Origin of the sequence: Collinsella sp. LCP19S3_A6, from assembly GCF_052122015.1 — a bacterium.
Classification (GTDB): domain Bacteria; phylum Actinomycetota; class Coriobacteriia; order Coriobacteriales; family Coriobacteriaceae; genus Collinsella.
Window position 1 is genome coordinate 57,734 of record NZ_JBQKDD010000004.1, and the last position, 13,932, is coordinate 71,665.

General features: G+C 60.4%; 13 protein-coding genes and 1 pseudogene. 6 read left to right on the forward strand and 8 right to left on the reverse strand.

The annotated features are described in order from the left end of the window. Positions 1-8 precede the first annotated feature (8 nt). Together hypE and ACTQVX_RS03680 are read left to right on the forward strand one after the other, a co-directional pair. Positions 9-1,043 carry a hydrogenase expression/formation protein HypE gene (gene hypE / locus ACTQVX_RS03675; protein WP_441057303.1) on the forward strand — a complete coding sequence of 345 codons (1,035 nt, stop codon included), beginning with the start codon at positions 9-11 and terminating at the stop codon, positions 1,041-1,043. 124 nt (positions 1,044-1,167) lie between these two features. Next, positions 1,168-1,836, forward strand: coding sequence for an HAD family hydrolase (locus tag ACTQVX_RS03680; RefSeq protein ID WP_229770728.1), 669 nt, complete (start codon positions 1,168-1,170; stop codon positions 1,834-1,836). Between the two features lie 147 nt (positions 1,837-1,983). Here the strand turns inward: ACTQVX_RS03680 and ACTQVX_RS03685 are convergent, their stop codons facing one another. From ACTQVX_RS03685 to ACTQVX_RS03705, 5 genes and pseudogenes are all read right to left on the reverse strand, one after another. Continuing rightward, positions 1,984-2,541, reverse strand: coding sequence for a hypothetical protein (locus ACTQVX_RS03685; RefSeq protein ID WP_441560243.1), 558 nt, complete (start codon positions 2,539-2,541; stop codon positions 1,984-1,986). 233 nt (positions 2,542-2,774) lie between these two features. After that, the gene (locus ACTQVX_RS03690) at positions 2,775-3,311 is read right to left on the reverse strand and encodes a PTS sugar transporter subunit IIA (protein ID WP_427719835.1); all 537 of its coding nucleotides are present in this window, start codon (positions 3,309-3,311) and stop codon (positions 2,775-2,777) included. 264 nt (positions 3,312-3,575) lie between these two features. Further along, positions 3,576-3,979, reverse strand: a pseudogene (locus tag ACTQVX_RS03695) (family 1 glycosylhydrolase); the annotation flags it as partial. Between the two features lie 313 nt (positions 3,980-4,292). Further along, the gene (gene pyrE, locus ACTQVX_RS03700; protein ID WP_006236284.1) at positions 4,293-4,976 is read right to left on the reverse strand and encodes an orotate phosphoribosyltransferase; all 684 of its coding nucleotides are present in this window, start codon (positions 4,974-4,976) and stop codon (positions 4,293-4,295) included. A gap of 121 nt (positions 4,977-5,097) precedes the next feature. Beyond that, complete coding sequence (locus ACTQVX_RS03705) at positions 5,098-5,241, reverse strand: LuxR C-terminal-related transcriptional regulator (protein WP_427727303.1); 144 nt, start codon at positions 5,239-5,241, stop codon at positions 5,098-5,100. Between the two features lie 164 nt (positions 5,242-5,405). On the opposite strand from ACTQVX_RS03705, the gene ACTQVX_RS03710 reads away from it, so the two are divergent. From ACTQVX_RS03710 to ACTQVX_RS03725, 4 genes are all read left to right on the forward strand, one after another. Continuing rightward, entirely contained in the window at positions 5,406-6,143 is a 738-nt protein-coding gene (locus ACTQVX_RS03710; protein ID WP_441032084.1) for a DUF4428 domain-containing protein, read from the forward strand. A gap of 24 nt (positions 6,144-6,167) precedes the next feature. Next, positions 6,168-7,490: a hypothetical protein gene (locus ACTQVX_RS03715; RefSeq protein ID WP_441560245.1), complete on the forward strand. Its 1,323-nt coding sequence runs from the start codon at positions 6,168-6,170 to the stop codon at positions 7,488-7,490. Between the two features lie 48 nt (positions 7,491-7,538). After that, on the forward strand, positions 7,539-8,780 hold the full coding sequence (locus ACTQVX_RS03720; RefSeq protein WP_441560247.1) for an SPFH domain-containing protein: 1,242 nt from the start codon (positions 7,539-7,541) through the stop codon (positions 8,778-8,780). Between the two features lie 80 nt (positions 8,781-8,860). Beyond that, a complete protein-coding gene (locus ACTQVX_RS03725; protein WP_427727291.1) occupies positions 8,861-9,703 on the forward strand; it encodes a hypothetical protein in 843 nt (280 codons plus the stop codon). 192 nt (positions 9,704-9,895) lie between these two features. On the opposite strand, the gene ACTQVX_RS03730 is transcribed toward ACTQVX_RS03725, so the two are convergent. The 3 genes from ACTQVX_RS03730 to ACTQVX_RS03740 are packed head-to-tail and all read right to left on the reverse strand — an operon-like array spanning position 9,896 to position 13,895. Further along, positions 9,896-10,519, reverse strand: a complete 624-nt coding sequence (locus ACTQVX_RS03730) for a response regulator transcription factor (protein WP_418825693.1) — start codon at positions 10,517-10,519, stop codon at positions 9,896-9,898. Next, a complete protein-coding gene (locus ACTQVX_RS03735) occupies positions 10,516-12,015 on the reverse strand; it encodes a sensor histidine kinase (RefSeq protein ID WP_441560249.1) in 1,500 nt (499 codons plus the stop codon). Before ACTQVX_RS03735 ends, ACTQVX_RS03730 begins: the two co-directional genes overlap by 4 nt. Then, positions 12,012-13,895: a histidine kinase N-terminal 7TM domain-containing protein gene (locus ACTQVX_RS03740; protein ID WP_441540373.1), complete on the reverse strand. Its 1,884-nt coding sequence runs from the start codon at positions 13,893-13,895 to the stop codon at positions 12,012-12,014. The genes ACTQVX_RS03735 and ACTQVX_RS03740 overlap by 4 nt, the downstream gene beginning before the upstream one ends. Positions 13,896-13,932 lie beyond the last annotated feature (37 nt).

Genomic DNA, 13,932 nt, shown 5'->3' on the forward strand with positions numbered 1-13,932 from the left:
TTTTGGATATGTCCCATAGCATCACCGATAGCACCATCCTTTTGGGCCATGGCTCCGGCGGTCAGATGATGAAACGCATCATCGATGAGGTCTTTTTGGATGCCTTTGGGACGCCCGAGTTGCTCGAAGGCAACGACGCCGGCGTCGCCGCGCTGCCCGCGAGCGGGCGCATCGCCATGTCGACCGACAGCTTTGTAGTCTCGCCGCAGTTCTTCCCCGGTGGCAACATCGGCCGTCTCGCCGTGTGCGGAACCGTCAACGATGTCGCGACCTCGGGCGCCAACGTGCGCTACCTATCGTGCGGTTTTATCCTCGAAGAGGGCTATCCCATGGATAAGCTCCGCCAGATTGTGCAGACCATGGCCGAGACGGCGCGCGAGGCGGGCGTAGCGATCATCACCGGCGACACCAAAGTTGTTGAGCGCGGCGGGGCCGACGGCGTCTACATCAATACCGCCGGCGTGGGCGAAGTGCCTGCGGATGTGGCGCTCAGCGGTGCAAACTGCCAGCCTGGCGATGTCATCCTGGTGTCGGGCACACTCGGCGACCACGGCATCGCCATCATGAGCCAGCGCGAGGGCCTGGCGTTTTCGAGCACGATCGAAAGCGATGCCGCGCCGCTCAACCACCTGATTGCCGACGTTTTGGCCGCAGCGCCCGGCACGCGTTGCTTTCGCGACCCCACGCGCGGCGGCCTGGCATCCACACTCAACGAGTTTGCCCAGGCCAGCGGTGTTGCCATGGAGATCGACGAGGATGCCGTGCCCGTGCGCCCCGACGTGCAGGCGGCATGTGAGATGCTCGGCTACGATGTGCTGCAGGTAGCAAACGAGGGCAAGATGGTCGCCGTGGTGCCGGCCGAGCAAGGCGATGCGGCTCTAGCCGCCATGCGCGTCGCCCGCTACGGCGAGAATGCCGCCATCATCGGTCGCGTGCTGCCACTTGCCGAGGGCTCCCGTCCCGCCGTGCGCGTGCGCACCGGCTGGGGCTCTACCCGCATCCTCGACATGCTCGTGGGAGAGCAGCTGCCGAGAATTTGCTAGGGCGGAATCTCATGAGTGGCGCGATGTCACCTGATATCCCTGGAGATGTTCAGATTCCAAGCACACCCAACGCGTAAGCCCAGTATTATGGGGTGCATTTTGAAACCCAACGACGGGAGCTTTCATGGCAGCAGCTTTTTCCCATGTGATCTTTGATCTGGACGGCACCATCCTCAACACGCTCGAGGACCTGGCAGCCGCCGGCAACCATACCTGCGAGGCGCACGGCTGGCCCACGTTTGCCGTTGACGAGTACCGCTACAAGGTGGGAAACGGTATGCTCAAGCTGGTTGAGCGCTTTATGCCCGCCGAGTACGCGGGCGACGGCCGTATGTTTGAGCAGACGCTTGCCGAGTTTAGGGCTTATTACGGCGAGCACAAGGAGGACCACACCGCCCCCTATGCCGGCACGATCGAGATGCTCGACCGCTTGCGTGCCGCGGGTGTGCAGCTTGCCGTGCTCACTAACAAGGACCACGTCTCGGCGGCCCCGCTTATCGAGAAGTATTTTGGTTCCGAGCGCTTTGCGCTGGTACAGGGCCGTGTCGATGCGTTTCCGCCTAAGCCCGAGGCACCCGTCACGCTGCATGTGATGGAAGAGCTGGGCGCCGACCCGGCGACCACGCTCTACGTAGGCGATTCCAATGTCGATATCCTGACCGGCCACAACGCCGGTCTTAAGAGCGCAGGCGTCAGCTGGGGCTTCCGCGGCCGCGCAGAGCTGGAAGCCGCCGGCGCCGACTACGTGGTGGACAGCCAGGCAGAGCTCGCGGCGCTGGTGCTGGGCGAGTAGCGAGCGGGCACCAGAGCGAACAAATTGGCATGAAAAGAGGACGGCATAGACCTTCTGGTCATGCCGTCCTCTTTGAATGACAAGTTGTCGCTCTGGTGCCCACGCAGCGTCGAGCAGTTGCGGCGTTTGGTAAAACGCCGCAACGAACTAGTTCATCATCGCATTCATCATCTCGGTGGTTGCGGAATCGTCGGCAGACCACTCGCTATCCTCGTTGGCGGAATACTTAAAGGTGACCTTGGTGTCCTTGGTCTTAGCGGCCTTGGTCACGTCGACCATCACCTGGCCGGCCATCTTGTACAGCTCGTCCTCGGAAGGCATCGTATCGAGTGCGGCGATCTTCTCCTGATACTGGGTGGCGAAATCTTCGACGATCTTGTTCATGGACTTGCAGGTGATGGTGACCTCGGCGGTCGCGGTGCCCTTGTCCTCATCGACCGTCACATCACCGATCTTGTAATCAAAACCCTCGAGATAGCTCTTGGCATACTCCTTGGGATCGATGCCCAGCTGCTCAAACTCGTCGCCCGAAGCCTCTTCCAGGCCGGAGAGGAAATCATCGCCGCCGTTCTTGATCTCGTCAAACTGACTCGTAAGGTCGTCGGTGATGAGCTCCTCCACCGAAGGCCCTCCGCAGCCGGAAAGCAAAACCACGCACGCGACCAGGGCAGCCATCAGGGGCGCAAGCAGCAGCTTCTTTTTCATGACATTCCTCCAAACAAGCGGCGCTGCGTTTCCCGCGCAGCGCACGTCGTAACAGTAGGTCCATATTAGCGGCTCCGTTCAACCCCCTACGTCGCAAAAGCGTAGGCGGCTCAATTTGACGAGTGAATGGCCCATAAAGCAAGCCCCCTGCAATAAAATGCGCCTACTCGGCCTACTAAAAAAGGGTGGCCGGATAACCCGACCACCCTTGTGCATCTTCTGGATGCCGCAGACTACTTGCGGACGACCTTAACGATGGCGTCACCGGCGGCGACGGCAGACTCGGCCTCGACAGCGAGCTCGACATCGGCAAACTCGGCGGTGTTGGACACGGCCACGACGACGCAGTCCTTGTAACCGGCGGCAGCGATCTTGGCGCGGTCGATCTTGAGCAAGGGCTGGCCGGCCTTCACGACGTCGTCGGCCTTGACGAAGCCCTCGAAGCCGTCGCCATTCATGTTGACGGTATCGACGCCAACGTGCACCAGAACCTCGATGCCGCTATCGGACTGCAGGCCCACGGCGTGACCCATGGTGACGGTCACCTTGCCGTCGCAGGGAGCGTAGACCAGGTCGTCCTCGGGCCACACGGCGCAGCCCTTGCCCAAAACCTCGCCAGCAAAGACGGGATCGGGCACGTCGGCCATCTTGATGACCTTGCCCTTGACGGGCGAACACAGCACGTCGGCGCCGGCAGAAGCAGAAATGGAGGCCGGAGCAGCGGCAGCCACGGGCTCAGCCTTCTTCTTGAACATATCAAACAGACCCATACGTTTTCTCCTCTTGATTAAGCGCAACGTTATGCGCATACCTATGGTGATTATAGTGCCAAATGGCCAAAATGCTAAGGCAAGGGCCCGAATCACAAGCCCTTCCAAGCCCTTCCAAAACCTTTTCCCCAGTGGCACTCATATTGTCGATTAAGCCTCGATAAGCCCCGGGTGAACAAAAGCGTTCCAGATGCCGTCGTCATCGACGTCGGTGGTCACGTAGTCGGCGGCCGGTCCGGCGTTCGGCGGAACGCCGGGGCTCAATTATTCCAAGCCCTCGGTGCCGTTGGACTTGATGATCTCTGGTATGCGAAGAAGCTGTCCTTGCGGCGGCGCTCGTAGGTACCGGTGCCGTCGTCGTACTTATCGACGTGAATGAAGCCGTAGCGCTTGCGCATCTCGCCAGTGCCGGCGGAAACCAGGTCGATGGGACCCCACCAGGTGTAGGCTATCAGGTCAACGCCATCGGCAATGGCCTCGCCCATGGCCTTGATGTGGCTCTGCAGGTAGGCGATGCGATACGGGTCATGGATGGAGCCGTCCTCCTCGACCTCGTCGTAGGCGCCCATGCCGTTCTCGACCACCATCAGCGGAATCTCGTAGCGGGCGTAAATCTCGTTGAGGGCGATGCGCAGGCCCAGCGGATCGATCTGCCAGCCCCAGTCGGTGGGGACGTTCTTAAACGACTAGTCAAACAAGAATGTCCCCAACGACTAGTCGTTTAAGAACGTCCCCAATGGCTACTCTGGCAACGGCAGCGAGCGGGCCGCATCCGGAGCAAGACAACGCCGCAAGTAGAGGACGGACAGCGAGCGACGTCCAGGGAGAACAAGTTGGCATGAAAAAGGCGAGGCATTGACCTTCTGGTCATGCCTCGTCTTTTGAATGACAAATTGTCGCTCTGGGCGGCGCGCAGCGTCGGTGGGTCCGCCGTTCCGCAGAACGGCGGAACCGATAGGGTTGGTAAACCCACGTAACTACCTACTCCCGAGCTCCGTACTGCTCGTAGTAGGCGTCGATGGCGGTCTTAAGTTCGTCATCGATGACGACCTTGCCATCGATCTCGTGGTTGTAGAGGGTCTCGACGACCTCGGCCATGGAGACGATGCTCGCGACGGGGAAACCGTACTTTGCCTCGATCTCCTTCTGAGCGGTGGTCACGCCACCCTTGCCGACCTCCATGCGGTTGAGAGACACGATCAGGCCCTTGATTTCGACGTCGGCGGCAGCCTTAACCTTGGGATAGGTCTCGTCGATGGACTTGCCGCTGGTGGTAACGTCCTCGACCATGACCACACGGTCGCCGTCCTGGGGCTCATAACCCAGCAGGTTGCCCTTATCGGCACCGTGGTCCTTGGCCTCCTTGCGGTCGCAGCAGTACTTGACCTCCTTGCCGTACAGCTCGTGGTAGGCAATTGCGGTCACGACGGCCAGCGGAATACCCTTGTAGGCCGGTCCAAACAGCACATCAAAGTCGTCGCCAAAGTTATCGTGGATGGCCTGGGCGTAATACTCGCCCAGCTTCTTGAGCTGATAGCCTGTCACGTAAGCGCCGGCGTTCATAAAAAACGGGGACTGACGACCACTCTTGAGCGTAAAGCTGCCGAACTTAAGAACGTCGGACTCAACCATAAACTTGATGAACTCTTGCTTGTAAGCCTCCATGCGGGCTCCTCTCGTAATCGCGTACGTGCCCTCCAGTTTAGCGCAGGCGAAGCGTCGATGCGGGTGCGCTTTGGAGCCACATCCCCCCGTTAGAGTAAGGAACTGGGCGGCGCCTCATACGCTAGTCCTTGGGTGCCCAGGACCAGAAGAAGTTGATAAGGGCCACACGCGAGTCGGTACCGGTCTTTCTGTTGATCGAGGAAATGTGGCGGTAGAGCGTAGAGCGCGAAAGGAAAAGCGTTGCGGCAATGTCCTGAACGCTCAACTGTACTCATTTAAGTACGCCCCCAATGAGTGGCCAATGAGTGGCCGAAAATGGGCCATGTGTCCCAGTTGTGGAGACTCCTTGAGCCGTCTGGGTATCGTGAAAGATCGCGCGCTCACCCATCATCAAAAGTGACACACGCTACCTGTTGATGGGAGGCAGCCATGGGCTTCTTTGACAAGATGTTCGAGAAGAAAGAGTGCGCGATTTGCGGTACCGAACTGGGGCTTTTGGGAAAGACCAAAATCAACGAAGGCTACCTGTGCAAAGAGTGCGCAGGCAAGCTCTCCCCCTTCTTTAGTGGTTGGCGCTCCAGCACCGCGGACGATATCCGCGAGCAACTCGCCTACCGCGAGGCCAACGCCGAGCGCCTGGCCTCGTTCAACCCCACGCGCACGCTCTCTGCCGGGCGCACCAACATCATGCTCGATGAGGACGCGGGCCTGCTGATCATCACTTCGCAGAGCCGCTGGCGCGACGCCAATCCCGACATCATCGAGTTCTCACAGGTACTCGGCTGCGATATGGATATCGACGAGCATCGCACCGAGATCTATCGCGAGACCAAGGACGGCGAGCGCGAGAGCTACAACCCGCCGCGCTACGACCTGGATTACGACTTTAACCTGACCATCCACGTCAACACGCCGTACTTTACCGAGATCAACCTGCGCGTGAACGACTCCACCATCGATCAGCGCGGGTCCATCGAGTACCGCGAGGCCAAGCGCCAGGCAACCGAAGTCCGCGATGCGCTGGTACAGCTGCGTCAGGAGACACGCGACAGCGTCGTGGCCGCCAAGGCCCCCAAGACCGCGGTCACCTGCCCCTTCTGCGGTGCAACCACCATTCCCGATGCCAGTGGACGCTGCGAATACTGCGGCGGCGCCATCGGCGCATAGCCTCCGGCACGGAAAGGACCGATCATGGCCTTCGAGAGTGTCAACTATCAGTGCCCCGCGTGTGGCGGCCCCCTTCACTTTGCCAGTGCCGAACAAAAGCTTGTCTGCGTCTACTGCGATTCGCGTTTTGAAGTCGAGGAAGTCGAGGCCCTCTATCGCGAGCGCCAGGACAAGGCAGATGCCAAAGCCGATGCCGCAGCCGCGGCCCCCAAACCTGCTGTCGACGATGCCGTGCAGGATCTGGCCCAAAACGCCGGCTACATCTGCTCGTCGTGCGGCGCCGAGCTGGTCTCGGACGGCACCGTCGCCGTTACCACCTGCCCATACTGCGGCAACTCCGCCGTGGCGCCCGGCCAGCTCTCGGGCGACTTCTCACCCGACCTGGTGATTCCGTTTAAGCTCGGGCGCGATGATGTTATGGCAGCACTCAAAGAGCATTACAAGGGCAAAATCCTGCTGCCCAAGAGCTTTGTCACCGGCAACCACATCGACGAAGTCCAAGGCGTTTACGTGCCGTTTTGGCTCTACGGCGCCCGCGTGGATGGCGAAGTGTACTTCGATGCAACCAACGAGACCGTGACCGAGGAATCCGACCGCACCGTCACGACCACCGACCACTACGACGCCTACCGTAAGGGCAAAATCTCGTTTGAGCGCGTGCCCGTCGACGGATCGTCCAAGATGCCCGACGGCCATATGGATGCCATCGAGCCGTTTGACTACGACGCGCTGCGCCCGTTCTCGGTCGCGTATATGCCCGGCTACATCGCCAACCGCTACGATGAGGATTGCGAGACCTGCAAGGCGCGCGCCGAGCGGCGTATGGAAGAAAGTACGATTTCGGCCCTGCGCGAGACCGTCGTCGACGAATATGACGACGCCACGGTCGAAAGCAAGCAGCTCGACTACACCTGGGAAGAAAACGATTATGCCCTGTTCCCCGTGTGGATGCTTTCCACCTCGTGGAACGGCAAGAGCTACCTGTTTGCCATGAACGGCCAGACCGGTCGCATGGTCGGCGAGCTGCCCTGCTCCAAGCCCAAGCTCGCTATCGCCTCGGTGCTGTTCTTTGTGATCGGATTTGTCCTCTCCCAGATTCTCTTTATGGGCGAGAACGCCTTCGATCCGGATTACCTCACCTTTGATGTCGAGGGCATCCTCATCAACATCGTCGCGCCGCTGATCATCGTAATCATCGGAGACGTGCTGCTGGTAGGCCAGCTCAAGACGACCAACGAGGCCACCCACGCCGATTGCTACTGCGGTGAGCTCGACTTGACCGAGAAGCACGACACCTTCAGCCACACCGAGACCACCGTTGTCATGAAGGACAACAAGGACGATTAGCCATTCTGACCAATACCACCCGGCCTTTGACGAGAAAGGAAGATCACCATGGGACTCTTGAAAGCTGGATTGGGTGCTGCCGGCGGCGTCATGGCCGACCAGTGGAAGGAATATATCTATTGCGAATCGATGCCCGCTGACGTCTTGGCCTGCAAGGGCAGCAAGCGCACCGGCGGCCGCAGCTCCAACACGCGCGGCGAGGACAACGTCATCTCCAACGGCTCCGTCATCGCCGTCAACGACGGCCAGGGCATGCTCGTGGTGCAAAACGGCAAGATCATCGAGGTCGCGCTGGAGCCCGGCGAGTTTGTCTTTGACACCGGCAGCGAGCCGAGCGTCTTTAGCGGCAACCTGGGCGACTCCATCAAGGAGACGTTCGCCAATATCGGCAGCCGTTTTACCTTTGGCGGCGACGCGGGCAAAGACCAGCGCGTCTACTTCATCAACACCAAGGAGATCATCGGCAACAAGTACGGCACCGCCTCGCCTGTGCCCTTCCGCGTGGTCGATAACAACATTGGCCTGGATGTCGACATCTCCGTTCGCTGCAACGGCGAGTATTCGTACCGCATCACCAACCCGCTGCTGTTCTACACCAACGTGTGCGGCAACGTGACCGATAGCTACACGCGCGATAAGATCGACAGCCAGCTTAAGTCCGAGCTGCTCACCGCTCTGCAACCCGCCTTTGCCAAGATCTCGGAGATGGGCATCCGCTACAGCGCTATCCCCGGCCACACCACCGAGCTCGCCCGCGCGCTCAACGAGGTTCTCTCCGCCGACTGGCGCGACCTGCGCGGCGTCGAGATCGTGAGCTTTGGCGTCAACTCCATCGCCGCCTCGCAAGAAGACGAGCAAATGATCAAGGACCTGCAGAAGGCCGCGGTCATGCGCGATCCCACCATGGCAGCCGCCAACATCGCCAGCGCCCAGAGCGATGCGATGCGCGCGGCAGCCGCCAACCCCAACGGCGCGATGGCCGGCTTTATGGGCATGGGCATGGCGGGCGGCATGGGCGGCATGAACGCCAGCCAGCTGTTCGCCGCCGGCCAGGCACAGCAGCAGGCCGCCCCACAGCCGGCTCCGGCACCCGCCCCCGCACCGGCTCCTGCCGCTGCCCCCGCGGCCGGCGCATGGACCTGCAGCTGCGGTGCCACCAACACCGGCAAGTTCTGCCCCGAATGCGGCGGCCCCGCACCCGCCCCGGCACCGGCCAAGTGGTTCTGCCCCAACTGCGGCAGCGAAAACGGCGGCAAGTTCTGCAGCAACTGCGGAACGCCTAGGCCCTAACCCCTCTATCTGGTAATTGGCGGGGGGTCCGCCACCCCCGCATTTGCTTCTATGGGTTTCGTTCGATAAAGGAGGACACCATGAAGACAACGTTCAAAAAGTCCGTACTCGCATTTCTGACATGCGTCCTGGCGCTCGCCTTTGCCCTGACGGGCTGCAGCGGCGGCGGCAAGGACCCCAAGGCCAACTTCGTCGGCAGCTGGGAACTCTCGGGTGGAACCCTGGAGGGCGAAGAGCTCACCGATGAGTACATGGATATGCTCAAGGAGTGGGGCCTCAACTGTATCCTGATCCTCGACGAAGACGGCACGGGCGTCCTCGACATGTTCCTTGAGGTCGCCGACCTGAAATGGGAGGCCAAGGACGCCACCACTGCAACCATCACCGCCGACGGCGATTCGCAGGACATGAAACTCAAGGACGGCAAGCTCGTCCTCGAGGTGGAAGGCGACAAGCTTATCTTTACGAAGTCCGACAAGGATCTGTCCGGTACGCTAAAAAAGGATCGCGAGGCGGCCGAGAAGGAAGAGGAGATCGATGAGGCCGTCGAAGACGACGATGTCCAGAGCGTCGAAATCTCCCCCGCCGTCACCGTCGCCGATGACGATCTGTGCACCATCACCATCACCGAGAAGTTCAAGGACGAATGGGGCGACATCGGCTTTGTCGTCAACATCACCAACAAGAGCGACAAGGACCTGACCTTCTACGCTCCCTCCGGCAAGACCAACGTCAACGGCACCATGAAGGAACCCTGGTTCTCGGCTAACCTGATGCCCGGCACCAACGCCACCGAGGAATTCACGTTCTCGAGCGGCGAGCTTGACAGCCTTGACGACCTGGTCAACACGACCATCGGCATCGACGCCTACCTGACCGATTCCTACGAGGACGTCGCCTCCTACACCGCAACCATCGCGTAGCGGCACGTAACATCAGCCGCGGATTGGCGGACGCATCCGTGCACTTGCCAGGCGGGGCCGCAGGAGTTGATCCTGCGGCCCCGTCGTTTTTATGCCGACAGCACAGCCGCACAAGCAGGCCGCCCGTCGTTTTCTGATGCAAAACGGCGGACGGCCTATCTTTACGGCGCCAGAACACGGCGAGCGCGTCGATTACGGGCGCTCCATGTTGGGAACGATGCTGCCCTCCGTTACCGCGCGCACGGCCAGGCGCATGATGTTGTCGTAGCCGGTCTTGCTCAGAATCTCCGAGATGCGACGCTTGATGGTACCCTCACTCATAAACAGCTCGGCCGCGATCTCGCGGCGGCTTTTGCCCTCGCAGGCAAGGCGCAAAATCGACAGCTCGACATCGTCGAGTGCCGCCGTGCCCGAAAAAATGCTTTCGGGCGGCTTGGGAAACGTGCAGTAGCCCGCCAGCGTGGAGCGCATCACGGCAAACAGCTCGTCGATACCAACGTTCTTGTACACAAAGCTATCGACGCCCGCCTCGCGAGCCTGATCGACAAAGGTGATCTCGGGCATGCCTGTCATGATGATGACGCGGCACTCGGGCAGCTGCTCCTTGATGCGCGCCGCCGCCACGATGCCGTTTGAATCGTGTTCGGTGCACACGTCCATCAATATCATGTCCGGGCGCTCCTTGAGCGCGACACCCAAGGCCTCGGAGGCATCGGCGATCGCGGCGACGACGGTCATATCGGGCTGGTCGCCAACGGAGCGCGCCAGGCTTTCGCGTAGAATGGCCTGATCTTCGACAATTAACACGCGGATCATGAACTTCTCCTTTGGACCGTGGCGTTGGGGCTCAGCGGGATGGACACCGCAAGCGTAAAGGGCTGGGCGGCGTGGACTTCCAGGCCGCCGCCCAAATCTTGCGCGACATGCCTCATACCTGGGATACCCGTTCCCTCGCGATACGATACGGAGGCCGGGGACCCGTCGTTAGAAATCGTCATGTGCGCGACGGCGCTAGCATTCGTCCCCTCCTGCCACAGGCGCACGTGGACCCGATGCGCCTGCGCATGCCTGGTGGCATTGGTCGAGGCCTCGCGGATAATCTGCAAAAATGCGGCGGCGACACGCGCGTCCTCAGGCAGCGCACCCTCAACATCGATCTGCACACTCACCAAGCCAAAGGCGTGGACGATATCGCTCAGCTGCTCTGCAGGCTCGCTGGCACCGCCACTGCGCAAATCGGCGGCGATTGAGCGCAGCAACGGGTCAATCTGCTCGAGTGACTCATCATCCAGACGTCCCTCCTCCAAATAGCGATGAAGAATGGACAGGCGCTGGCCGATCACATCGTGAACGCGGGCACGCATACGTAGGTAGGCCGCATTGTCGGCAACCTTTTTGGCTTCTTCAATCTGGGCCTGGAGCTCTTGGCCAGCACGCTCAAGCAGGTGGTTGGCTTGCGCCAGACGGTCGTAGGCGTGTGCGTATTCCGTCACGTCCAGGCCGACGACGCGCTCGAACGGACGGCTCGAGACCGTAACGGAGTCACGCACGAACAGACGAATCTCGGAAGGAGAGATCTCGACCACGGCGCGATCCCTACCAAAGCGATCAAGGTCGATATGGGCGCGATTGGCGCTGCTTTCGGGCATTTGCATGCTCAGTTTGCGCAGGTCGTTCCATGTGCTGCTCATGTCGCCCAGGTCGGTGGGCATATGGAGCTCTACGAGGTTTTTGCGCATGCAGCGGTTCATGAGCAGCGGACGGCCCCTCGGGTCTAGATACAGGATGCCCACGGGAATCACGTTGATGGTCTCGATCGTCGAGAACAAGGTGATATCCTCTTGGCGGTTACGGACGTCCATCAAGAGCGCCGCGATGGAACGGAACAGGAAGAACGCTCCCTCTGCGATAAGGACAACGGTCCACGCCGAGCCCATGGCAAAAACCACCGGTGGTGTAACGGCGACAACAAGCAACAGCTCGACCAGCATGACGAGGCGACGATAGCGCACCATAAGTACCACGCCATAGGCAAAGATTGCGGCATTGAGCCACAACGCTCCGCCCATTGCCCTGGCGCAAACGTCAAGCGGCGCCACCAGATACGAGCCAGACGACGTGAACAAGATGAGCGCCGAAATCATCAGGTGAAGCACAAGACTCGCCTCGTAGGCGCAAATCACCTTACGGTTATAGGACGAGCGGCGCGATGCGATGAGCGGGACGTGGATCGTCTGCAGACACGCAGCCAGGGCAAAGACAACATCGAGCGCAACGATTTGGGGAAGTATGAGCGAAATCTGCATCGTCACTCACCCGCCCTCGGCATCAAGACGATCATGCGCAGCTGACCGGACTCGCCCTCAAGGCGGTATGCCACGTTGCGCCCTTGCAAAGCGCTTTCGAGCTCTTGCGCAGCGGGCGTCTGCGAAAGATCTTCATCATCGTTGGAAAAAAGTGTGGCGCGCAGCTCGACGCTGCATCGGTCATGGTCGCCCAAGTGATACATAAGTGCCGGATGATCGGTGGCGTAGGCAAAAAACGCAAAGTCATACACGCAGTCGTACAGCGCGCTTACCGTACTGGCGTGCATCGGGCGCCGTATGGCAATAATCGAGGCGCAATCGACATCGATCGTGCGCAGGTCGCTTGCGAGCTCGTTGGCAATGAGCTGAATGCGGTCGCGGTCAAAACCGCTCTCCCCGTGCTGTGCCAACGTGAGCGACCCCTTCCGTTTGCAATAGGCAACGAGCATCTTGGCGCGCTGCAGCATGCGGTAACGCTCGCGCGAAGATTCCTCGTCAGTCAACGGCGGCAGCGAGCTCAACAAGTCGTACATCTCTTCGAGCGCGCGGGCAAGCGCCTGGTCCACGTCTTGGACTAGCAAGGTCTCGGCCTCTTGATCTGCCAAATGTGTCTTAAGGTCGTAGTCGGCGGCAAGCAGCTCGTTTTGGCGTTGCAGCTCCATGCGACGATGTGCCAGTTCGCGATTGAGCTCGTTGAGCTCCGATACATCTTGGGCCAGCAGGGCCGATCCCCCCAGCAGCGGAAAAGCACGATACATCACATCGGGATCGGACGCCACGGTAAAGGCATGGGCGCGTCCGTGCTCCTGGGTCCGCAGCTCCTCGCGCACGCCTACCGGCATTGGCTTTGACACCGGCGTGGCATAGACCTCCTGCAGGTCGCGCGTTAGAACTTTGAGGTCAAGCGGCAAGGTGTCGAAGATGCCGGCGATATCGTGGTACGACGGAATGACACCGCAATCGAGACAGATTTCCATCGCCACCACGCACAGGATGCAATAGACGAGCGAAAAGTTGAGCCTCCATGCCCAGGGCACGCGCAGAGCATATGAGATGCCAAAGAATGCTCCGCCCAGCAGCACGAGCGCCGCCGTGCCCGAGAAACGTTGGATGCGAAAGGACGAGGACCGACCAACCAGGACAAAAAAGGCCACGAAGTTAAAGGCCGTCCACACGAGGAAGGCGAAATAACCCCGGCCGTACGTGTAATCGTTGCTCCAGGTGTCGCTTGTACGGTCAAAGCGGAAGACCTGCTGGTGAAAATCGTTGGTGAGCACAAATCCGATAAGCAGGATGGCCACAATCCACAGCGCAGCACGGTAGCGGCGACCCAGGCGGCGTTGCTCCAGGCCCGCAAGGCGCAGGCCGCAGAGCTGGTAGAGCAGCGGAATGAGCGTCATGGGCACGTAGTACAGGTACCACAGCATGGTGGCATAGAACGGCGTGAACGACTTGTACTTGAGAATGACCTCGATCATCCACAGGGCACAGATGGTGGCGATGGCAACAAGGCGGCGGCGCAACACATAGTCCAAACAACGCAGATAGACCAACACGCCCCAAGTCGAAAATACAATTGCGGCGACAAGCAGCGGGAGAGGGCTCGAATGGGCGAGCGCATCCACGACCTCTTCGGACACCTCGCTATAGGCGGGCACGGCGTTAGAAAGTTTGGGGTCGAAGGCGAACAGCACCGGCAAGATCGCCAAAAGCATGAGGAACAGCGCGGTGATGGCGCCGGCGATAGCAAAGACGCGGTGACGGTACACCTGATGTGTTATGCCAACAAGGAATCGCGGCATGGCGAAGAGCCTGCCGCCCCTGGGATCCGCAACCGGAGCGGTCCGGGCGGCCGCGTGGCCGATATGTCGCTCGCGGGTACTCATAGTCCCTTTAGTGTACCGACAGGCGGGCCCAAAAAGC

Excerpts from the sequence above, each read along its gene's own strand:
- ACTQVX_RS03715 (WP_441560245.1), top strand. The coding sequence starts at position 6,168 with ATGGCCTTCGAGAGTGTCAACTATCAGTGCCCCGCGTGTGGCGGCCCC.
- pyrE (WP_006236284.1), bottom strand. The coding sequence starts at position 4,976 with ATGGAGGCTTACAAGCAAGAGTTCATCAAGTTTATGGTTGAGTCCGAC.
- ACTQVX_RS03680 (WP_229770728.1), top strand. The coding sequence starts at position 1,168 with ATGGCAGCAGCTTTTTCCCATGTGATCTTTGATCTGGACGGCACCATC.
- ACTQVX_RS03690 (WP_427719835.1), bottom strand. The coding sequence starts at position 3,311 with ATGGGTCTGTTTGATATGTTCAAGAAGAAGGCTGAGCCCGTGGCTGCC.
- ACTQVX_RS03730 (WP_418825693.1), bottom strand. The coding sequence starts at position 10,519 with ATGATCCGCGTGTTAATTGTCGAAGATCAGGCCATTCTACGCGAAAGC.
- ACTQVX_RS03725 (WP_427727291.1), top strand. The coding sequence starts at position 8,861 with ATGAAGACAACGTTCAAAAAGTCCGTACTCGCATTTCTGACATGCGTC.
- ACTQVX_RS03710 (WP_441032084.1), top strand. The coding sequence starts at position 5,406 with ATGGGCTTCTTTGACAAGATGTTCGAGAAGAAAGAGTGCGCGATTTGC.
- ACTQVX_RS03685 (WP_441560243.1), bottom strand. The coding sequence starts at position 2,541 with ATGAAAAAGAAGCTGCTGCTTGCGCCCCTGATGGCTGCCCTGGTCGCG.
- ACTQVX_RS03740 (WP_441540373.1), bottom strand. The coding sequence starts at position 13,895 with ATGAGTACCCGCGAGCGACATATCGGCCACGCGGCCGCCCGGACCGCT.
- hypE (WP_441057303.1), top strand. The coding sequence starts at position 9 with ATGTCCCATAGCATCACCGATAGCACCATCCTTTTGGGCCATGGCTCC.
- ACTQVX_RS03720 (WP_441560247.1), top strand. The coding sequence starts at position 7,539 with ATGGGACTCTTGAAAGCTGGATTGGGTGCTGCCGGCGGCGTCATGGCC.